Source organism: Methylomonas fluvii, assembly GCF_014850975.1.
Lineage (GTDB): Bacteria > Pseudomonadota > Gammaproteobacteria > Methylococcales > Methylomonadaceae > Methylomonas > Methylomonas fluvii.
Genome location: NZ_JACXST010000002.1, coordinates 335,891 through 358,065, shown reverse-complemented (window position 1 = coordinate 358,065; position 22,175 = coordinate 335,891). Strand labels below are relative to the sequence as shown.

Below are 22,175 nucleotides of genomic sequence, written 5' to 3'. Positions count from 1 at the left end.
AATTCGCCTGAATCAGGCCGTTGATTGTGCGAAATTTATTTTAAATGAAATTGTGGCTATTAGAGTTTTTATTGGATTATTGCCTTTAACTGTTGGCGCCATTCCCAGAGAATGCCTTTTATACGTTGATTTAAGGTTTGTTGTTCAAAGCCTAGCAAACGCATATGAGCGTTGTTAATTTGCCCCAATAATCCCGATAGCAGATCAAGTTCTTGATCCGAGATTGCCGCCGGGCCGTAGGCCAACGCAGCGTTGGCGATGCTCAGAAATTGCTTAGCGTATTCGTGGCTGGAAAATTTTTCAGCCACGGAGATGCGGGCGTTGGCGGTGAGTTTTTGAGCGAATTTTGGGGTGTCCAGCAGATGCAAAATGGCCGTGGCGGCGGAACGTTCATCCCCCGGCTCTACTAAAATGCCGTCGTGTTCGTTAACGATGCACTCGCGTAGTCCAGAACACGCCATCGCTACCGGTGGCGTACCCAAAGCCATCGCCTCCAGCGCCGCAATACCCTGGCCTTCAAAAATTGCCGTGGAGAGAAATATAGTGCTTTGCGCCAGTAGGGCGGAAATGTCATCTCGAGGTCCGAGTATAAATAACTTGTTGTTTAATTGGCCACGCTCTAATTCGTCTTCCAACAGGCGGACCGCTTCCGGTTCCTGTTTTGGGCCGGCGATAAGGAAATAACAATCGGATTTAAGCGTAACGACCTTGGCGGCTACTCTGGCAAAGGCAGCAAAGTCCTTTTGCGCAGAGATGCGGCCCACACCGATTACCAATTTTGCGTCTGCCGGAAGGCCCAATTCGGCGCGAATATCAGTTGAAGATGACTTCGCAGAACTATCCAATTCTTCTATATCGATGCCGTTGTAGAGAGTATTTATTCTGTCTGGCGGCAAATGTTCCGATAGCGATTTAGCAACGTCGTCTGATACGCCGATGATGCGGCTGCTCAATTGACTTAAAAGGTGAATATAGCCGCCGGCGCCAATGCTGGTTTCATAGCGGGACAAATCTTCCGCAAACGGTGCATGAATATGCCAAATGGCTGGTACTCTTTGACGCGCGGCGGCAATACCGGCATGCAGTAAATGACCGGTGTTAATATGAATAATGTCCGGGATTTCCTGGCGTATCACCGTAATTAAACTGTCTAATTGTGCGAAAGAATCTCCGTAAAACTTAAATTGCGCCCGCTCTGTTCGGCTTAAGCAGCAGGAATATGGGATCAGCGAGTAACGAATCGCATGAGACTGCAAGTATTCAGTGACATTACCCACTTTCGGCACCGCCGCGATAGGTTCAACGCCTAGTTTTTTTAAAGCGACCATCAAGGTGCAGGTGGTTTTATCAACCCCGTTTTTTAAATCACTATTATGGAAAATATGTAGAGTTTTCATTTTTTGTGCGGAGCAAACAAACGAAGGGCTATGGCCTGATAAACACAATAAAATAAAGCCAAAGCTGCATTTAGATAATCCTTCTTCCGCCAGAGCGCGAGTAAATAAGTTTTCTTGTTGTGTGCCAGTAAATATCTAAATAATGGTATCCTGATCGCTAAATTGACGCGATTGAGGTAGAAGCTTTCCAGTACCGATATATTGCCTGGGTATACAAGTAAATTGTTGTTGAGCCAAGCTGTTGAAAGGGTTTGAGCATAATACGCAATTTCAGATTTTGACAAGTTGTCATGGTATGCAAGATCAGGAAAATTTGTCATGCCATAATCCAGATACCAATCGCCAATAGTTTGTTGAAATAAAGGTAATGGGTTGGCATTTAAAATTATTCCAGGTATAAAATAGCTAACAGCTCCATCAATAATGTTAAATTCGTTTCTAATTGCCAAATATCTACCCAAGTATCGCCCTGTTGCCACACCCAGCTCTGCTAAATTGCCTTTTAAGTTGTCTAATAAAGAGCGATGATGAATAAAGTGACTAGACTGGACACGATTATTTCCAAGTAGAGTGCTACGTGTCCAAACTGGATGAAATTGATTGTCTAGAGCCGGCTGACCTTTTTCATCACATGCTTCGCTAAAGTAGCGAGTATCCAGCATAAATGAAATAGATGTTTTGTGCTGGATGTGATGTGCAAGGAGTTTCAATATTACATCGATATTGAATCTAAAGTGGTCTTCCAAATATGCAAAATAAGCACCTTTAGCTTTATGCAATGCCGTGTGCCACGCAAGGCCGTTTTCATCGAAGATACAATCATGAGTGGCAAGTAACGGGATAAAAGGTTTCAGACTAAGTTCTGGTTTGACCGAAACTACAATAATTTCTATCGAAAACTTGGCTTGAGCCTTCAAGGCGAAGGCTTGTTGCAGACGTTGATTGAAATCTTCGCTAGCTTGGTCATAAGTGACGAATAAACTTACCGCTGTCTGATTGCTGGGGATAATCGCCAGTATAGTGGCGTTCAGGGTTGGGTCTAGGTTGTCGATGCCGCGGTAAGCATTGAGTAGTGCCGCCCACCAAGGCTTGTCGTTGGCGAGCAGTTGTTCGCGCAAAGTTTCGCAATAGAGCTCCGGCTTTTCCAGCCAAAAGACCAGCGCCTTGTTAAGACGGTCTCCCGACGTATCGTCTGGCAGATTCAGCCAGGTGCGATACAACAAGGACGGCCCGCGCGCGGGTAATAGTTGCTTGATTCGTTCGTCTTGCCATGTGCCGGTTGGAAAAGAACAAACAACCGTTTTTGCAGTGTCCGCTGCTTGCCGAGGATTATTTAACAGCAGTCGGTTAAATCCCGCATCGCGAACCTCCGCTACTGAGGCACCCTGTGCACGCGCTTTGTGGTGTGTAGTACTGGCTGGATTTAAGCGCCAGATGAACAGAATTTCCGGCAGATTGGCGAAGCGGGATCCGGCCAATTGCATGCGCATAAATACGTCGTAGTCGGGTACCAGACAACTGCGGTCTAAGGAGTATCCGCCCACTTTTTCCAATGCGCGTCGTCTAATCATCGTGGTCGGGTGATGCAGCGAAAAAAATGCGTACATCAACACCGAAATTCTCTCCGAATCAATAGGATGCGTATCGATACCAATATCTCGACCGTCGGCGTGCAACATTCGCCATTGGCTGCCTACCGCGTCGATGTCCCGATGCTGATCGAGAAACTGTTTTTGCAAAACCAGACGTTTGGGGAGGGAAATATCGTCGGAGTCCATAATGGCGATATATTCGCCTTGGCTTTCGGTAATGCCTCTTTGGGTTGCTGCGCCTATGCCGGCATTGACTTGAGTGATGAGTTTGATACGCGAATCTTGTTGGGCGAGTTTTCTCAAAATCTCCGGGCTGCCATCGGTGCTCCCGTCATCGACAATCACCAATTCAAAGTCCGTGAAGGATTGCGACAGAATACTCTGAATGGCTTCAGCTAAATACCGTTCGGTATTGTAAACGGCCATTATGACGCTGATGGATGGCGGCACCATTTAGTTTGGCCTAATATGCATGGTTGGTTTTTATGATCTTACATGCCCACCAAGTATTTTATAAATATACTTGGTGAGGCGGTATACATTGGTGTTTTGCAGCCGCTCAAAAAAACCTTCTAATTCAATAAGTCTAGAATTGTGAGCTTCGAGCTTTAAGTTAAGCTCAGCATTTTGTGCAATGAGATGAAAGCAGAGCTCCAAAGCCGGGCCGGATTTTTGCCGATCATTATTCTTTTTCAGTAATTCAGAATATAAAGCTATAAAATTATCGATAAAGCATTCCCAGGAAAAGTTTTCTTCAACTATTTTTCTGCCGGAAATCTTTAAGTTAGTGGAGAGTTCAGGGTTTTCAATAATTATCAGAGCCTTTTGCGCGATAGTTTCATAATCTCCTATATCGACCAAAAAACCGTATTCACCGTCAACAATCACATCCTCAGAACCTCCACAACGTGTTGACACGGTGGGGCAGCGTGCTGCAAGGGCCTCAAGGCAGACGCCGGCAAGTCCCTCGAATATCGATGTGATGAGTATCACGCTGAATTGCGGCAACAGCGCAGGAACATCCTCTCTTTCGCCCAGGAAATGGAAATGGCTTGGATTCCTAGAACTGCTTATTTCGTCCTCGACTAGTTTTTTTAGAGTTTTATCATCTGGGGGGCCAATGATTACAAAATGCGCTTTCGGATTCTTTTCGGAAATAATTTTGGCCGCGCGCACAAATGTTAAAGGGTCTTTCTGATCGCATATCCTGCCAACGAAGCCGACTATCGGTTCATTGCTATTAAGTTTCAATAAATTGCGTAAGTCTGATTCGCCGCTGTGCCATAAGGTTTTCTGATCAAACTCGTCTATCTTGATTGCGTTCAAAATGACACGCGAGGAAATTTGGTGATCTCCTTCAAAAAATTTCAACGTGCGGCTGCTTACCCCTACCAAAGTATCGCTGAGAGCGGCGTAAAGCGCTTTAATCGATTGATCGGATAAGTCATAAGCCCTTAGCAGCGTAGGAGTGGTATCGATATCGAAGTTACTATGCACATGCCAGATATGCGGAATATTGGCCATTTTTGCCGCTAAAGCGCCGTCGAAGGGATAGACAGTATTGGTATGAACTATATCGATTGTTTCGTCTTTAATGATCTGCAATACCGCTTGCGCTCGTTCGATAGTGCCTGCAAGGTATAGATTGATGCCGGTATTGTTTGAGCCAGGGAATAAAATGCTGGGGACAATATGGGTTTTTATGCCGATAGCATTTAAACGGGTCACTAGCTCCCCGTCTTCGGGCAATACCACGATGGATTCGATACCTCTGTCTCGGTAGGAGTCCGAGATTTGTAATAACAGCCGCTCGACGCCACCCATCACGGTAGCACCGTGTTGTACGAAGAGAATTTTTTTGGGTTTGTACGGCGTAATCATTTTGGGGGCGGTCGAATCACGAAAAGTGTCGGAGTATGATCAAGTTAAATTTATTTAATATTGTTTAGCCGCCAACCAAAATGTCGGTTGTAACTGAACTTTGCAAACATTATTATCCTTTTAATGAAGTCTAGTTTTTTTGGTGTAATTAGCGGGATAGAGTCTATTATCTCTGTGATTCTTTTGGTGGTTGCATCTTCGGAATATCTGTCTTTAATGAAGTTATATCCATTGATTGATAGCTTTTCGTAAAGCGCTTCATCGCTACTAATTTTTAAGACAAGTTCGGCAAATTGATTTGGAGTTTCTGCGACTAGAATATTTTCATTATTCGATAGCCCGAACCCTTCGGCACCTATTTGGGTGGTCACTACAGGTATGCCGTAACTCAATGCCTCACCTATTTTACCCTTCATCCCTCCGCCAAAGCGTAGTGGGGCAATAGATATGTGAGCGTTACGGTAATGCTCTTCCAGATCTTCAATAAATCCACGAATAAAAATATTTTCAGATTGTAGCTGTAGAACCGATTCTGGTGGATTGGGTCCGACTACCTCCAGTTGGAAATTAGGATTGACTTCTAATATTTTTGGAAAAATCTCGTTGCAGAAATAATGAATGGCATCAATATTCGGTTCGTGTTTGAAAGCACCAACAAACAATAATTTGGTATAAGGTGGAGTGCGCGAGAACCGTTCAGGAATCTTATGGATATTAGGAAGAATACAGGTTTTTATATTGGAAATATCTTTTTTAAGCAGTAAATCATCATCAATTGTTACTGTGATAGTCATGTCAGATCTAGCATAGGCTGAAAGTTCTTCATTTTTTATAGTTTCAGCGTATTTAAAATCAGCAGGGTCTTTGGTTAAGTTGGCCTTAGAGAAGAATCGATTATAAGTAATGTCAACTGAATCAACTAAAATACGGGCCTTCGGTTGAAAAAATCTAACAAAGTCAATATAGCGATTAACGTAATGAAAATATTCAAAAATAACAATGTCGAATTTTTCGATTCTAAGAGTTGTTAATACATCTGTAGTACCGAGACGAATGTTAAGGTTCTTGAGTATATTTAGATAGCCTTGAACTGCTTCTTCTCCAATTTCTTCAACTTGTTCGTTTAAATTAAATGGACAGATGGTAATTTGATGCGACTTGGATAAAATTTTTAGAAAAGTATAAAAACGAAGATCGGCGGATGCTCGGTCGGGCATTGGCAACCACATGCTGATTATTTGAATATTCATATTCTATTATAACAGGCTTTTTTGGTGATTTTAATCTCTAAAGGATGGGTTTTAATATTGGGAAGGAATTTAGCTGTAAGGGAATCCCAAGTAAAATGTTTTAGAGGCTAAAATTTTAGGCTCTGGTGCATAGGGAATTCGATAATTTGTTGTGGTTTTTAACTTGGGCATATTTATTTAGTAAGATTTTATTGATATTTAAACTTATTTAAAATTTCGGTTTTAATTAAATAAATCTATTTCTTTAGCCAAGGCGGAATAAACTCACTCCAATACTGGTCTTCATTTCTTGCTATACGTTTTATGATTGGTCTAAGGATTTTGATTATTGGATTATTAACAATAATCTGATAATTTTTGTCATACCAGGAGTATTTGTTAACTAAATCAATTAGTTGTTTTTCTACATATTTTCTGCCACCGTGCTGGATAATGACCATGGAGCAGTCTAAAAACATTAGCTTTTCAAAGGCTGTGGTTTTGGCGTTTGGATGGCTTAATGCTTCGGAGAGTAGCTCGTTGACACTCTTGAATATGACTCCGTTTTTTGCCATCCTAAGCCATAAATCAACATCCAAAGCTATATGAACTGATTCGTCAATTGGCCCTGACTGATACCAAGCTGTACGCGAAAAAGCACTTGACGGTTGAAGGAAATCCCCATCGTTCAGCCATCCGTACAAACTAGTTAGGTTTATTTCGGCATTCGGTCTGGCATAATAGATTTCTTTGCCTTGCAAATCAACGATTCTTCCTTCACCGACCACAATGCCGATATCTGGGTTTTCTTGAAACGCACTAGCGAAGCGATGAAGAGCTCCAGGTAAATATATGTCGTCGGAGTTTAACCAAGTTAGTATTTCACCTGTGGCTATAGCCATTCCTTTGTTAATGGCGTGGCTCTGGCCGCGGTCAGGTTCGCTGACCCAATAATGCAAGCTGTTTTCATATTTCTTAATAACTTCAACTGTGTTATCAGAGCTTCCGCCATCAACTATGATAAATTCCAAATTTGGATAGCTTTGAGACAAAACCGAAGTTATGGTTTTTTCAATAAATCCCCCTTGATTAAAGGAAGGAGTTATAACTGAGATTTTTGGCCAATACTCTGTGTTTTGGGTCATTGTAAGTTTGCTATGCAATTTTAGATGCTTCTAGGTTGAGACTGATTACGTATTCTTTATCACTGATCGTAATCGTCTTAGATGCCCAGTCGTTGAAATTGTGATGTTCTACTTTGTTGGGGTCCCAGGGTAAAATATTACAAAATCCATTTAATTGCAGCGTTTTTTCCAAATGAGATTTATTGTATACTTCAAAATGGAAGTTCTCTGGGTAATCTTGTCCGCCCATCAGAGGAGGTGAAATCAACTGTATATCATTATTTGTATCTTGATATATGGCAACTATACAGTCGAAATCTGGTACAGATAGTCTTAACTTTCCGTTAGGTTTTAATATCCTGTACATTTCTTTTAGTACTGTTGCTACATGATACCTCGGTACATGTTCTAAAATGTGACACATGTAAATAAGATCAGCAGTGTCGGAGGGAATCATCCATAATCTGGAAATATTGTGCGTAACTATGTGAACGTGCTTGTCTTTTCGTGCGTCTATATTAATAAATTCAGGTGAATTAATATCGCCACATCCGATGTGGAAAAGAATCTTTCCATCTTTAGACTTTGGATAATTCTTTTCTTTTATCTTCCACAATATGGCTCTAAGTTTTATTGCTAGTTCAAGGCTAAAGCTCATGATTGAGTGCTTGAGCTTTTCTATTCTCCAATACATTGGGTATCTCCAAGATTATGAAATAAATTCCAATTCCCATTTAAATGAATAAAGCCTTCTGACATACTTTGAGTGCGCTCTTCTGTGGTATTTTTTACTTGAAATGGTAGTATGTTTTCTTGATAAAAAATATTCCTCGCTATCTTTCCAGCCTGCACCCCTACACGAATTGAAAAAACTCCGGGTAGAAAAGGGAAGTTAGGGATCCTTATAGATAGCGTATAATTTCCTGGAGATAGAATTTGATCCTTGTATTTTTCTTCAGTGATTTCAGTAGCAAGATAAAGGAAATCAGTAGTGTGAATTCCAAATCCAAAATTAGGATGCTCTAAAATATTATTGATTTTAAATTTTAAATTGAAAGTAACGTCTTCATTGTAAGCTATTTTGTCAACAATGTTGCCTTGTTGGTTGGTTAATTCTACCGAAATTAACTCTATTTCTCCTGACTGTTCCTTTCGTGAGCTTATATTACCTCCCCCGCTCTGTGTTTTTATTTTATCGTCACTTTGAGTATAAAATAGTCCGCACACTTTCGAAGGATTTCCGTCAGACAATATTTTTCCGTGGTCCATTAAAATGACTCGTTTGCAAATTCTCTCGATTTGCCGAATGTTGTGGCTAACAAGTAAAACTGTTTTTCCTTGATGAACAATCATACTTTCCATTTTATCGAAACACTTCCTTTGAAAGGCTAGATCGCCAACAGCTAGAACTTCGTCGATTATCAAAATATCAGCATCTAGACTAGTAGCGATGGAAAATCCAAGTTTTACTGTCATTCCTGAGCTGTAACGTTTAACTGGTGTGTCTATAAATTGCTCCAGTTCAGAAAAACTTATAATGTCATCTAGCTTTTTCTGAATTATTTTTTTGGGGATGCCTAAAATTGCGCCATTTAAAAAAATATTTTCGCGCCCGGTTAATTCAGGGTTTACTCCAGCCCCTACTTCAATCAGGGGGGCAATGCTGCCTCTTACCGCAACGCTACCTTTCGTCGGCTTGCTGATATTGGCCAAGTGCTTGAGCAGAGTGCTTTTACCTGCGCCGTTATGGCCGATGATACCGACCACTTCGCCTTCGTTGATGTGAAAATTGACATCGTCAAGTGCTTTGAAGCGCTCGCGCTCGTGGACCGGTTGGAAGGCGAGGCGTCTCATGGTATTTAAAGCGGTTTCCTTCAGACTGGTGAGGTGACCGAGTTGATATTCCTTGGTGAGGTGGTTGACTTCTATGATGGCCATATATGTTAATTAATGATGTAATTTTGAAGTTTTTTGCCGAATATTATATGACATCGGCAAACCAACTTTCCGCGCGCTTAAAAAACCAATAGCTGAACGGCAGTATTACCAAAATCAAAATTAACCCCGGATAAATTACATTTAAATCGGGCTCGGTTGCTCGAATTAAAACACTTTGAAATCCATCTATAATGCCCACTAAAGGATTAAGGGTGTATAAGAAATATAAATCGTTAGACCACGCGCCGGCTGCTTGTTCGATAACTAATTTCTTTTGCACCAAGCTCAACGGATAGATGACTGGGGAACCATACATCAATAAAGATAATGCTATTGGTATTGCCTGAGCTATATCGCGGTAGTATACATTCATCGCTGCGCCAAAGAAGCTGATTGTTAATGCGGCTATCATGGTGTACAGCACGAAAACAGGTATCCAGACTGCATGCAGAGTGGGCATGACATGATAATAAATCATCATGGCAGCTAAAATAGCAAAGCTGATAACTAATTCCACTAGTTTGGTAACCATCGCGGTTAACGGAAACACTTCACGCGGGAAATATATTTTTTTGATCAAATTGGCATTAGAAGTCACGCTATTGACGCCTTCAGAAACCGATTCCTGAAAAAATACCCAAGGTATTAGTGCTGCAAACGTAATAAGCGGATAAGGTAAGCCACCGGTTTCTATGCCCACAAAACCTTTAACCAAGGTAAATACCAGCATTAGCATAATAGGCTTTAATACGGCCCATAAAATTCCGAGGTATGCTTGTTTATAGCGGATAACGATGTTTTTCCAAGTGAGTGCGGCTATCAGCTCTCTGTAGGTGTATAAGTTTTTGGCGATTCGTAACATGGGTATTTATTTTAACTGAATAATCCAATCGATAGCGGTTAAGCTTTTAATTAGAGATGGGGATTATTTGAAATTCTTCATGCGTTTAAGCAAGATTTTCGAGTTAGGGTTGTGTTCCAAGCCTTTTTCTAAAATGCTTTTAGCTTCTGCTTTCATATTTTTTCTTTGATACAAACTACTCAAGGCGGCATAAGGAAAAGAGTTGTTTTTATCAAGCGAAATACTCTTTAAGTTGGCAGCAATTGCTTCATCGATTTCGCCCATGAATTGGTAGGCTTGACCGACATCGTAAAATATTTTTGGCATTAACTTAAAAGTAGGCGAGGCGTGATCCGGTACATATAGAAGATCTCCCACTGCCGTGCGGTATTTATACTGTTTTTCAGCCTCGTCATGGGTTCTGAAGGCCAAATTCATGGTGTGTAAGCCTGCGCAATAGTGGTGGATATGAATGAAGTCGTCGCCGAGTTTTCGGTTCCAGCTTTGGTAGTCAGGCGATTTTTGATCGGATGCGCGCGCCTTGCAGTAGGGTGGTAGGAAAGCGTAATCGGCGTCGGTTTTCGGGTAGTCGGCTGCCACATTCCGGATACAGGCAATAAATAGCAATGTAAGTAATCTGACTTTTTTCTGGGGCATGAATTTGCTTGAATACTGTTTTATAAAAACTTTTGATATATGGACTGTATCGCTTCTGTGTGCTGCCGGACGTCGAAGGTTGCTAATGCTTTGGACCGGGCGTTATTGGCTAACAGATTCATCAACTCGCTGGATCGGTAAAACTTAAGGATAGACGCTGCCAAACTTTCCGCATCACCGCTGTTAAATAACAGCCCGGTTTGATTATCTTCAACCATTTCCGCGCCACCGCCATGGTTTGGTACGATTAAAGGCCGGCCTAACGCCATCGCTTCGATGACGACCGTACCTAACGGTTCGGGGCTAGTGGATGCTGAGACCACAATATCGAGAGCTTTGTAGGCTTCTATCATGTCGCTGACGTGGCCGATAAAGTTGACGGTATCTGATAATGATTCCCGTCTCACACGTTCTCTAAGCTCTCGTTCGTAAGGGATGCAATCGTCCGGCGTTCCACCAACAATCAGCATTTTTAAATGTGGTATTTGGTCTTGCAGTATTTTAGCTGCATCGATAAATAGTTGCTGCCCTTTCCAAGGAATAAGTAAGCCCACTAAACCTACGATAAAGACATTTTCCGGTAAATCGAATCGTTGTTTGAATAAGGAGTCGCTTGCTTGGTTGTTCAGCTTATCCAAAGCGATGCCATCATAGACCACGCTAATTTTATCTTCCGGTACGGCTAATTTTTCACGCATGCTGTTGGCAACCCAATGGGAGACGGACACAAAATGATCGGGTAGAGAATAAGCCCAGCGCGCTGAATGCGGTCCGTCAGGGTTGCCACGGACATGGCAAATACTGGGGATACGCAAAATCTTGGCTACCAAGAGTGCGGCTCTGTTACAAAGCGGCTCGTTATTGGCATGGATCAGGTCGGCTTTGAACCGCCATGCAGTCCAAAGCAAGTCGAGAAAAAACGGTAAAAAATTAAATAAGTCATCGCTTCTGGCTATTAACTGGTTAACGCAAAACCTAAGTAGTGGCAGTTTGTTTAACCATTGTGCCGATTCGGCTTTTGCACGCCATGCCACGATGTCTATATGGCGGTCCGGGATGTGTTTCCATAAGGCTTCATCGGCAATCTCCTGATATTGCGGACCGTTGCGTCCTGTAACAACTAGAGGTAGAAAGCGATCCCGATCAAGATTTCTGACTAAATGCCTCAAACAGATAATGGCGCCACCATAACCAATTCCGTTTTCGACATAGATGATTCTTTTTGGGAGGTTATTGGTCGGCATGGAATCAGAATTTGGCAATATCAGCGTAGAAAGCGTTAAGGAATATTCTCATATACTCAGGATTTTGCGAATTTTTGTTTAGTGACACGTAGCGCATTAATTAAGCTGGCTGGCATGGTACTGAAAATCAGATAGAGTAGATTGTTAAGTGTGAAATTCTGGGAGAGGCTTCTTTTAAATGCCTCTCTGGCTTTGGCATTATTGCCGCCGCTAAAATACCAGTAGCCAAGCGTCCATTGCGCCTCCGCCACCAGACTATTCGGCGAAATGCCTTGAGCAATTAGTTGGGGCGAGGCAAAGTTCCGAATAGACTCCGTGACCTTGGTCAAGTCTATTAACATACCTTCGCCGGCTTGCGTGGCATTGTTGCCGTGCTGACGGCGCAACATCAAAATGTCGGGAAGGCACGTTACTGCGTGAAAGGTGGCAATTTTTGCCCACAATTCCAAGTCCTCTCCATAACGAATCTCGGTATTGAACATGCCTGCTTCAAGCAAGGTTTGGCGCTTCACCAAAACGGTACCTGTCGGTATAAAATTTTTTTTCGCTAACGCGGCAAGGGCGTTGGGAACTGGTTTTCCGGCCAGCTGTTGGAAATATTCCAACATTTGATGTTTGGCTAAAACCGATTGGGTTAGCAGTTGGTCGTCGTTGTCGATTTCCGTCATGTCGCCGGCTATCAGGTGGAGTTCCGGATTACTTTGCAATGCTTGGATTTGCTTGGTGGTTTTGTCCACAGTCCATTGATCATCGGCATCCAGAAATGCAATCCAATCACCACTTGCTAATTCTATGCCCTTATTGCGCGCGGCGGACGGGCCTTGATTGGATTGTTTGTGATAGATGACAGTATGGGCAAACTCCTTAACGACTTGTTCGGTGTTGTCCGTTGAGCCATCATCCACCACGATGATTTCGTCAACTTTGCGGCTTTGCGCCTGAATGCTTTCGATGGCGGCACGAATGAATTTCGCGCTGTTATACGCTGGAATGACGGCGCTGATTTTCATTTTGGGCTAATCAAAGTTTTCGATACTTTAGAATGGTTATGAACTGGTTTTGCAGATCAACCACGCCGGTACAATTAATCCGGTGCAATAACCGATCAGCGCTAATTTTCTATGCCTATAGTATAAACGGTATAGAAATGCACCGGTTTTACGGTAAGTAGCCGCTAACCTAATGGATGGCCATTGACGCTGATTGAAACGATTAACGATATTGTCGGTTTTGTTTTGCAGGAATTCGCCAAGTTCCGGGGACGCCAAGAAGCGAACATTCGGCAAATTTGCCCTGATTTGCCCTAAAAGATAGTCTAATCCACGTATAGCCTGTTGGCATTCTTCCTCCGAGCGCGTGTAATTGTAGCGATGCGTAGAAATAGTCACAGGCAGGGCTTGGCGACAAGCCATTTCAGCTTCTGCAAACGCGCTAGCCGGTGTGTTTTTACCGTCAACAGGTTCGTACATCACGTTGCGAACGAGGTACAGTTGTGCAAAGCGATTGGTATTGCCGGCCCGAATCAGCGGAGGATCCTGAAAATAATGTCCGGTTTCATCGCGTCCGGTACAGCGGTAGCCGGCGGTTTGAATGGCGATGATATTTTGCTGTTGCCAACTTTGTTCAATCTCATCGTTCCATAAATAGCAAGGGGCGACTGTGCTGAGGCTGGGATAGCCGAACATGCTGGTAAAACATTGCATTGCATTTGCGACCAGTGAATTGGCCTCCGCAGCGTCCATGGCCTGGGTAGGTAAATTGCGTCCGTCTACATAGTGGCCTTGTAGCGGTGAATCCAGTTTTTCCCAGTCCCACCAATCCTTGCTTGCACGGGCGGTCGCGAGGCGGGGGTCTTGCCGCTGACATAATTCGGCGAAAGCCTTGCCGTTCAGGTGTTCCATACCATGTAGTTGCGGCACTAAAGTGTCTTGTTGTATGCCTTGTTGCAAGGCTTCAAAAATGGCAGGGAAGTCTTTGTCCAGCATGCGTCTGTGATACTGGCCCGTGGATTCGATCTTTGCTAAATCTGGAACGGCCAAGACCATATCGGCGGTAAGTATTGCAGAGCGGTTCACAGAGTCTTTGTGTTGAGCCAGCATGGAGAGAAGCTGTGTTAATCGTGCTGCGTGGAAGTCGCCACCTGGACCCCAGTCGTCGCTTTCGATTAAAACCGGCGTATCGGCAAAATAGGGCTCACGCCAGGTAGCGATAAATAGGGGTTTTTTCCACAGCCATAAACCGGTAAGGCAGGCCAGCCAGAAACCTAAAAAAAACAGAACTACCATAGATTTTGTTTAATAATTAAAAAGCCTGAATATTGTGTCGACCAACGGACTGAACTTTTATCGTAGCAGAGATTAGTGAACTAGCTGAAAAACACAGCACAAACTTTAGACGTGGTCGATATATCAGCAGGCCTATGATAGCAGCGGGAAATAGCCATTCGCTAAACTTTGGAATGAGTCTAGGCTCAATAACAGACAGACGACACGGGCGTCCGTAGTTGAGTAACCATAACAAAACTCTAAATAGCAGAGGAAATAGAATGTTAAAAGCTTTAAGACTGCCTGATCACTGGCGTAAACCGCTGCTGGGCGTCGTGTTGGTTACACTGGTTTCAGTAGCGGCTTTTTTCGAGACTTGGGCAGCAATTGTCGCTATTTGGTCTCGGTCGGACACATTTACGCACGGTTTTTTAGTGGCTCCGGTTAGTCTTTGGTTGATTTGGTCGCGCCGGGAACACTATCGAGATTTACGGCCGGCTTTTAGCGTATTAGGTTTGCTGTTTATTATCGTTAGCGGATTTGGCTGGTTAATTGCCGATTTGGTGCATGTGGCGGTGATTCAGCAATGGGCCGTGGTTGGAGTTTTGGTCGGTGGTTTTTGGGCCGCGCTTGGCAGCCATGTCATCGCGCAAATGTTATTTCCGATAGTGTTTTTATTTTTGATGGTGCCATTCGGGGAAGCGTTTATTCCGCCTTTAATGGAATACACCGCCACCTTTGTCGTTACGCTGATACGGCTGACGGGAATGAGTGTTTACCGGGAAGGCTTGTTTTTTACGCTCACTTCGGGAAATTGGTCGGTGGTAGAGGGATGCAGTGGTTTACGTTATTTGATTTCATCGTTAACACTGGGTTCGGTATATGCGTATCTAAATTACAGCAGCTATAAGAAGCGGACCATCTTCATTACGCTCTCCTTCTTGGTCCCGATACTAGCTAACGGTCTGCGCGCCTATTTGATTGTGATGATAGGCCATTTCAGTAACATGAAACTGGCTGCGGGAGTCGATCACATCGTTTACGGCTGGGTGTTTTTTGGGATGGTCATGTTTGCGTTGTTTTATTTTGGCTCTTTTTGGCACGATAAGGATGCAGGGGCGGCGGCATCGACCCCAGATTTGGCTGGCGACTCCAACCTTGCTGATGCTGCAACGATTTACAAACATTATTGGCCGGCCTTAACGATAACCGCTTTATGTGTTTTCATTTGGCCCTTTGTGTCACATGGCTTATCTGCACTACAGGCCGCCCACGTGGAGGTACCCGAGCGCTTTAGCCGGCCGTCTTTGCCTGATTGGCAGCCGGTTGCAGCGCCTGATTGGGGTTGGGAGCCTAATTTTAAGGGCGTGGTGGCGGATGCCAAAGTTTATTTAAGCGATGGTCAAACGATAGTCGGTATGTATTTTGCCAATTTTGGCGATGAAACCCAAGGCGGTGAATTGGTCAATTCGCAAAATTATCTGGTGCCGCAAAAACATCCGATATGGCGGATGCTGCATGACGACGTCATTGCCATGCAGTGGGCAGCCGATAAAAGCGGCGATATTGAAGAAGCGGTATTAAACAGTAAGCATCGGAGCTTGTTAGTTGAGCGTTGGTACCGGGTTGGTGACAAGAATACCGCCAATGCCTATCTGGCTAAATGGTGGCAATTGCTGAAACGATTGTCTGGTGACGCATCCGCTGAATTGCTTGTCGTGTTGTATACCGAAGCCCCGGCTGGAGATTACGATTTGGCCCGGCAAAAATTGAAACAGCTTGCGGTAGCTTGTTGTCATTAAAAGGCTGCGCCGAGCTTATTGTGACAATTCAATGAAAACGAACAGGTAAATTTTCGGCTTAAGTTGCCTGATCCAAGGCTTGACCCCAGCAGTTACCTAAGTGTTAGACTAGACCAACCCATTTTCATTCAGCCCGTAAGGAAAACGACATTATGATCCCGGTAGTATTATCAGGTGGTTCAGGAACTCGGCTATGGCCTTTATCTCGTGGTCAGTACCCAAAGCAGTTTTTACCCTTGGTGTCCGGAGACACCATGCTTCAGGAAACCATTTTAAGGCTTGATGGCGTCGCCGGCTTACAAGCGCCCATTGCGGTTTGTAACGAAGACCATCGATTTATGCTCGCAGAGCAAATGCGGGAAATCGGCATCAAACCTGCCGCTATTATTTTGGAGCCTGTCGGCAAAAATACCGCGCCGGCCGTAGCGATGGCAGCATTGAGCGCACGCTCCGAGGACGATGTGTTGTTGATTTTGCCGGCTGACCATGTGGTCGGTAATCGCCCCGCTTTTCATCGTGCGGTGGTTCAAGCTGAACTGTTGGCGAAACAGGATCTTTTGGTGACGTTTGGCATCGTCGCGACCGAGCCGGAAACCGGCTATGGTTACATCAAGCGCGGCGATACCCGCCATGGTGAAGCTTATAAAGTTGCCGCATTTGTTGAAAAGCCCGATTTGCAAACCGCGCAGCGCTATCTGGAAAGTGGCGAATATTTCTGGAACAGCGGCATGTTCGCTTTTAAAGCGGGTTGTTTTTTGCGGGAGCTGGAAAAATTCAACCCGGAAATGCTGGAAGTTTGTAGAGAGGCGTTGCGGGCAGCAAAACCGGATCTGGATTTTGTGCGTTTGGATAAACAGATTTTTTCGACTTGCCCATCAGATTCCATCGATTATGCGGTGATGGAAAAAACCGATAAAGCCGTGGTGATTCCGTTGGATGCGGAATGGAACGACGTCGGTTCCTGGTCTGCGCTTTGGGATGTGACCGACAAAGACGCTGCGGGCAATGCCATCAAAGGTGATGTGTTGACGGTAGATACGTGCAATTCCTATATTCACTCGGCTAATAAGCTGGTAGCGGTGATCGGTGTCGATAATTTGGTGGTGGTGGAAACCGACGATGCGGTCATGATCGCCGCTAAGGATAGGGTGCAAGACGTTAAGGAAGTAGTCGATCAACTAAAAAAATTGAAACGCAGTGAAGCCAGCGTGCATCGTAAAGTATACAGGCCTTGGGGACATTACGATTTGGTCGATGCCGGTGAACGCCATCAAACCAAGCGTATTGTTGTGAAGCCTGGTGCGAAATTATCGGTACAAAAGCATCATCACCGTGCTGAACATTGGGTAGTTGTCAAAGGTACTGCCTGGGTGGATAAAAACGGTGAGAAAATTTTAGTCACCGAGAACGAATCGATTTATATCCCTTTGGGCGTTATTCACAGTTTGGAAAATCCTGGGGTGATTCCATTGGAAATGGTGGAAGTCCAATCCGGCAGCTATTTAGGCGAAGACGATATCGTTCGTTACGAAGACCAATACGGTCGTATCTAACATTCACTACAAGTATGCAGTTTGGCGACGGTTTATCGTGTAAATCATTTGCAGGACAGTAATTCTCGGCCATTTCTAACAAATGGTTTGCATAAATCTGACGTTTGATGTGTCATCACAATTAAGTGTTTTTGTCTAAATTTACTGAAGTTCGCCGTTCGATCAAGAGTGGCGACGGATTTTTTGTCAGCGTTTTGGTTTAAAGTTAGCCGTTTTATACCCGCCGAATAAAAAATTCGGTGCTTGCTTTATTCCGGAGTTGCTCTTGTCGCTACAAACAATCAACGATTTGTTGAAAAAACATAAGCTTGTCGAAGGCATGCTGAATAACCAGCCCATGCCGCGCCGCAAGTTAATCACTGCTTTGGTACAAAAGCAGCATATGGTGGAACTGCGTAGTCTGTTGGCGCGGCTGTCTGCTATCGAAATAGGGCAAATTTTGCATGCTTTGGACCTGGAAGATGCGAGCTTGGTATGGCAGCAGGTCGAGGAATCCAGGCAGGACGATGTACTTTGGGAATTGTCCGATACCTTACGCGAAGCATTGGTAGGTGATCGAGAACCGCATTGTGGTGTGGGGCAAATGAGTGCATTCGAGTTGCTTGAAGGTCGCCTTGCCAAAGTGGCGATCACCTGCCGCCACGATTTGTACGCCATCAAGCCGATCTGGATCGATTTGTTGGCACCAAGCAAAGCGCAAAGGTTGCTTATTGGGCAACATTACGGCCTGGAGTTACCTGACCCGCTGGACTTGACCGATTTGGAAGCTAGCGCCCGCTTCTACGTCGAGGATCAGCACGAAATTCATATACATTCGGATTTTTTACTGGATCGCGAAGGCAAATCGCGCAGTGTACCTGTCGCGTTCATACTGCGCGGCGACATGTTGTTTTCGGTACGTAGCGAAGAATTGCCGGTGTTTCGTTTACAGCGTTTACGGGCGCGCACGCAGCCAGGCTTTGTCTCCGATTGTAAAGATATGTTGCTGGATTTATACGGTGCCGAAGCCGAGTATTCTGCGGATGCGCTGGAGAATATTTACGAGCAGTTGGAAATTGTCAGCAAAAAAGTTTTGAGCCAGGATATTAGCGACGAAGAAGCGGCGGATATTTTGACCGATATTGCCGAAGAGGAGGATTTAAATGGCCGAATCCGCCGGAATATGCTGGATACTCAGCGCGCCGTGTCGTTTTTGATTCGCCGCAAACTGCTGAATACCACGCAGTTGGAAGATGCGCAGCAAATTTTGCGCGATATAGAATCACTGAATAGCCATACAGCGTTTTTGTTCGACAAGATCAACTTCCTGATGGATGCCACCGTCGGTTTTATCAATATTAATCAAAATAAAGTGATTAAAATTTTCTCGGTAGCTTCGGTGGCAATGTTGCCGCCCACCTTGATTGCCAGTATTTACGGTATGAACTTTGAGAATATGCCGGAATTGCAGTGGATGCTTGGCTATCCTTTTGCACTCGGATTGATGACTGTCTCGGTATTATTGCCGTTTATTTTCTTTAAAAGGAAGGGATGGTTGAGGTAAGCTGATTTACCACCTTTGACCTGTTTAAAGCCCAAATTCAGCCTGCGACAATATGTCACATTTAAATTTGAAATTTTCGCCACTATGATTAACCTAACTTTTTCGTTCGGTTTGATAGTTTAAAGTTGCGTTATATTTCTTCCTATTGCTTCCAAGGCGGTTATTAAAAATAACTGCCTTTTTTTTGCCTAAAATAAATTTTGGTCAGCGTTTGGGATTGAATTTAATCAGCTTGATCGCGTTTTCATCGCGCTTAATTATTTCAATGATATGCCCATGCAACTTCACGCTGGTGCCCGGTTCAGGAATGGTCTCCATGTACTCGATTACCAAGCCATTCAAGGTTTTCGGGCCTTCGGTGGGCAAATCCCAATGCGTGATGCGATTGAGTTCGCGGATGGTTACGCCAGCATCTACCAGATAGCTACCGTCTTTTTGCATTTTTATATCCGGTTCTTCCGAGACCAGTTCACCGACGATTTCCTGTAATAAATCATCCAGCGTCACTAAGCCCTGCACATCGCCATATTCGTCCACCACCAAGCCGATACGGAGTTTTTCGGCTTTAAATATTTGCATTTGCTTGTGAATCGAGGTGCTGGCCGGAATGAAAAAAGGCTTGGACAGGCTATTGGTGATATTGTGTTTATCGAAATCAGGGTCGCTAATTTGCGCCAAAATCGTACGTAAATGTAGAAAACCTATCACCCGGTCTATATTTTTTTTGTATACGGGCAGGCGAGTATGCGGGCTATTTTGTAGTTGTTCGATAATGTCTTCGACCGATTCTTCCAGATCGATACCGACAATTTCATTGCGATGGGTCATGATGTCGGTAACGCTGGCGGATTCCAAATCTAAAATACTCAACAGCATGTTTTGATAGCGCGTCGGCAAATGATTGGCATCCGAAACGATACTTTTTAACTCGTCTTTATTCAGCGATTCGATAGCCGTATTATTCGTACTTTTAATGCCGAACGGCCACAATAACAGGCTGGATATAGCATTAATCACCCATACCAAGGGATAAAATATCTTTAATAACGGAATGTAAATCCAGGAGGACAGTAACGCCAGCAACTCCGGTTTGAGGGCGCCCAGGGTTTTTGGGGTTACTTCGGAAAATACCAGCATGCCGAAAGTCAGCAGACCGATAGCCGGGGCTATGGCGTTATCTCCGCTGACGCGGATGGCAATCAAGGTTGTTAGTGACGATGCCAGGATATTGACAAAATTGTTGCCCAGCAGGATCAGGCCCAGCAAACGGTCCGGCCTTTTTAGGAGTTGATGGGCTTTAATCGCGCCCTTATGATTTTTTTTCACCAAATGCTGCAATCGATAACGGTTCAGCGTCATCAAGGCGGTTTCAGAGCCGGAAAAAAAAGCTGAAATAATCAGTAGGGCTGCCAGTATACCGAACAGTATACTCAAGGATATGTCGTTCAAGGCAACAGGGCTCTTGGCTGTTAAACATCAAGCTAGTTTCTATGTTGTGGAAAATTTGTCAAGCCGCAAAATTGGATTGCTGATTAGCCAATCGATGTAAACAACATGAACTAAACTATCCAATAGCTTGAAATGGGGCCATTTTGACAATAATCGGATTCGATGCTTAACTTAAAATCAGCAACCCTCTTCCGCCTTAAAACAACGTAGTTTGCAGAGATTATACGCATGGCTTTGCCAGAAATTTTGCTCATTGATGACAACACCCACCGCAGTCAGCAAGTGGAAGGCATACTCCAGTTTTTGGAATATCGGGTGGAGGCGGTTGCCAGTAGCGATTTTGAAGTGGCGTTTAGAGAGCATGGTAGTTTCGATGCGGTATTTGTCGGCTGTGGTGGAGACAAGCAAGCCAGCTTGATCAAAACGGTCACCGAAAGCGTTGGCGATATTCCTGTGGTTTTACTCGTGGACGCAGGTGGGCCGCAAGTGGTTAGTGCCATTCAGCAAATGGTCAACAAAACCTTGGAGTGGCCGACTGTCTACCCGCTATTGATTCAATTATTGGACAGTTTGCCGCAGCCCGCTCAAGCCAGTAAGAAATCCCCACCGGATAAGGGCTTGGCGGGTAAAAGCAAAGCCATACAAAAAACTCGTGCTCAAATCGATCAAGTTGCCAAATCCGACGCTACAGTGCTTATACTGGGCGAATCCGGCACAGGCAAGGAAGTGGTGGCGCAAGCGCTACATCGTGCCTCTGCGCGGCGAGACAGGCCTTTCGTGCCGGTCAATTGCGGCGCTATTCCCGGTGAATTGCTGGAAAGCGAATTGTTCGGCCACGAGAAGGGTGCATTTACCGGCGCTTTGACTTCGCGGCAAGGTCGTTTCGAAATGGCGGAAGGCGGTACGCTGTTTTTGGATGAAATCGGCGACATGCCGATGCCGATGCAGGTTAAGTTGTTAAGAGTACTGCAGGAACGCACTTTCGAGCGCGTCGGTAGCAATAAAACCATCCATTGCGATGTGCGGATTATTGCCGCGACGCATCGCCACCTGGAACAAGAAATCGCCGAAAAGCGCTTTCGAGAGGATTTGTTTTACCGTCTGAACGTGTTTCCGATCGAAGTGCCTGCCTTGCGGGAAAGAGCCGAGGATATTCCTTATCTAATCAACGATTTGGTTGCCCGCATGGAAGCCGCCAACCGCGGTACCGTTAGTTTATTACCTCGCGCAATCGCCACCTTGATGCAGCACAGTTGGCCCGGTAACGTGCGAGAGCTGTCAAATTTGATCGAGCGTTTAGCTATCATTAGTCCGGATGCTAGTGTTGATGTCAGTGATTTACCGGAGAAATTTCAGGGCTATGAAGTGCCGGAAGGCGTGCAGGTTGCATTGCCGGAGCAAGATATTCACATCGTGCGGCCGGCTGAGCGGGAGGCGCTGGCGATGCCGACACCCGGTGCAGTCGCGACCGTACACTTACCCGAACAAGGTATCGATCTTAAGGAATATCTGACCGATCTCGAGAACGAATTGATACGGCAGGCTCTTGAAGAATGCAATGGTGTGGTTGCTCATGCCGCCAAACTGCTAAATATGCGCAGAACCACTCTTGTGGAAAAACTGCGCAAAACCGATACGGCTTAGACCGCACACTGCCTTCC

General features: G+C 44.6%; 17 protein-coding genes. 4 read left to right on the top strand and 13 right to left on the bottom strand.

All coding sequences use genetic code 11. From position 1 onward, the window contains the following. Positions 1-68 precede the first annotated feature (68 nt). From EBB_RS11165 to EBB_RS11110, 12 genes are all read right to left on the bottom strand, one after another. On the bottom strand, positions 69-1,397 hold the full coding sequence (locus EBB_RS11165; protein WP_192393941.1) for a glycosyltransferase: 1,329 nt from the start codon (positions 1,395-1,397) through the stop codon (positions 69-71). Beyond that, a complete protein-coding gene (locus EBB_RS11160; protein ID WP_192393940.1) occupies positions 1,394-3,442 on the bottom strand; it encodes a glycosyltransferase family 2 protein in 2,049 nt (682 codons plus the stop codon). The genes EBB_RS11165 and EBB_RS11160 overlap by 4 nt, the downstream gene beginning before the upstream one ends. A 30-nt stretch (positions 3,443-3,472) precedes the next feature. Continuing rightward, complete coding sequence (locus tag EBB_RS11155) at positions 3,473-4,870, bottom strand: glycosyltransferase family 4 protein (RefSeq protein ID WP_192393939.1); 1,398 nt, start codon at positions 4,868-4,870, stop codon at positions 3,473-3,475. 50 nt (positions 4,871-4,920) lie between these two features. Beyond that, positions 4,921-6,120: a glycosyltransferase gene (locus EBB_RS11150; RefSeq protein WP_192393938.1), complete on the bottom strand. Its 1,200-nt coding sequence runs from the start codon at positions 6,118-6,120 to the stop codon at positions 4,921-4,923. A 236-nt stretch (positions 6,121-6,356) separates the two neighbouring features. After that, entirely contained in the window at positions 6,357-7,244 is an 888-nt protein-coding gene (locus EBB_RS11145; protein ID WP_192393937.1) for a glycosyltransferase family 2 protein, read from the bottom strand. A 10-nt stretch (positions 7,245-7,254) separates the two neighbouring features. After that, complete coding sequence (locus EBB_RS11140) at positions 7,255-7,917, bottom strand: class I SAM-dependent methyltransferase (protein WP_192393936.1); 663 nt, start codon at positions 7,915-7,917, stop codon at positions 7,255-7,257. After that, positions 7,902-9,161, bottom strand: a complete 1,260-nt coding sequence (locus EBB_RS11135) for an ABC transporter ATP-binding protein (protein WP_225587400.1) — start codon at positions 9,159-9,161, stop codon at positions 7,902-7,904. Before EBB_RS11135 ends, EBB_RS11140 begins: the two co-directional genes overlap by 16 nt. 43 nt (positions 9,162-9,204) lie before the next feature. Further along, positions 9,205-10,023, bottom strand: a complete 819-nt coding sequence (locus EBB_RS11130) for an ABC transporter permease (RefSeq protein WP_192393935.1) — start codon at positions 10,021-10,023, stop codon at positions 9,205-9,207. Between the two features lie 63 nt (positions 10,024-10,086). Next, complete coding sequence (locus EBB_RS26695) at positions 10,087-10,602, bottom strand: tetratricopeptide repeat protein (RefSeq protein ID WP_371741561.1); 516 nt, start codon at positions 10,600-10,602, stop codon at positions 10,087-10,089. Between the two features lie 77 nt (positions 10,603-10,679). Next, positions 10,680-11,903 (bottom strand): glycosyltransferase family 4 protein, encoded by a 1,224-nt coding sequence (locus EBB_RS11120; protein ID WP_192393933.1) that lies wholly within the window; start codon positions 11,901-11,903, stop codon positions 10,680-10,682. 56 nt (positions 11,904-11,959) lie between these two features. Beyond that, complete coding sequence (locus EBB_RS11115; protein WP_192393932.1) at positions 11,960-12,913, bottom strand: glycosyltransferase family 2 protein; 954 nt, start codon at positions 12,911-12,913, stop codon at positions 11,960-11,962. Positions 12,914-12,949: 36 nt separating this feature from the next. After that, positions 12,950-14,188, bottom strand: coding sequence for a hypothetical protein (locus tag EBB_RS11110; RefSeq protein WP_192393931.1), 1,239 nt, complete (start codon positions 14,186-14,188; stop codon positions 12,950-12,952). 260 nt (positions 14,189-14,448) lie between these two features. Between EBB_RS11110 and xrtA the strand changes: the two genes are divergently transcribed. The 3 genes from xrtA (at position 14,449) to corA (ending at position 19,065) form a co-directional block, all read left to right on the top strand. Next, positions 14,449-15,969 (top strand): exosortase A, encoded by a 1,521-nt coding sequence (xrtA, locus tag EBB_RS11105; RefSeq protein ID WP_192393930.1) that lies wholly within the window; start codon positions 14,449-14,451, stop codon positions 15,967-15,969. Positions 15,970-16,121: 152 nt separating this feature from the next. After that, positions 16,122-17,522, top strand: coding sequence for a mannose-1-phosphate guanylyltransferase/mannose-6-phosphate isomerase (locus EBB_RS11100; protein WP_192393929.1), 1,401 nt, complete (start codon positions 16,122-16,124; stop codon positions 17,520-17,522). Positions 17,523-17,787: 265 nt separating this feature from the next. Further along, a complete protein-coding gene (corA, locus tag EBB_RS11095) occupies positions 17,788-19,065 on the top strand; it encodes a magnesium/cobalt transporter CorA (RefSeq protein WP_192393928.1) in 1,278 nt (425 codons plus the stop codon). A 204-nt stretch (positions 19,066-19,269) separates the two neighbouring features. Here the strand turns inward: corA and EBB_RS11090 are convergent, their stop codons facing one another. Continuing rightward, positions 19,270-20,514, bottom strand: coding sequence for an HlyC/CorC family transporter (locus EBB_RS11090; protein ID WP_192393927.1), 1,245 nt, complete (start codon positions 20,512-20,514; stop codon positions 19,270-19,272). A 228-nt stretch (positions 20,515-20,742) separates the two neighbouring features. Here EBB_RS11090 and EBB_RS11085 point away from each other — a divergent pair, with 228 nt between their 5' ends. Next, the gene (locus EBB_RS11085; RefSeq protein WP_192393926.1) at positions 20,743-22,158 is read left to right on the top strand and encodes a sigma-54 dependent transcriptional regulator; all 1,416 of its coding nucleotides are present in this window, start codon (positions 20,743-20,745) and stop codon (positions 22,156-22,158) included. The last annotated feature ends 17 nt before the right edge of the window (positions 22,159-22,175 follow it).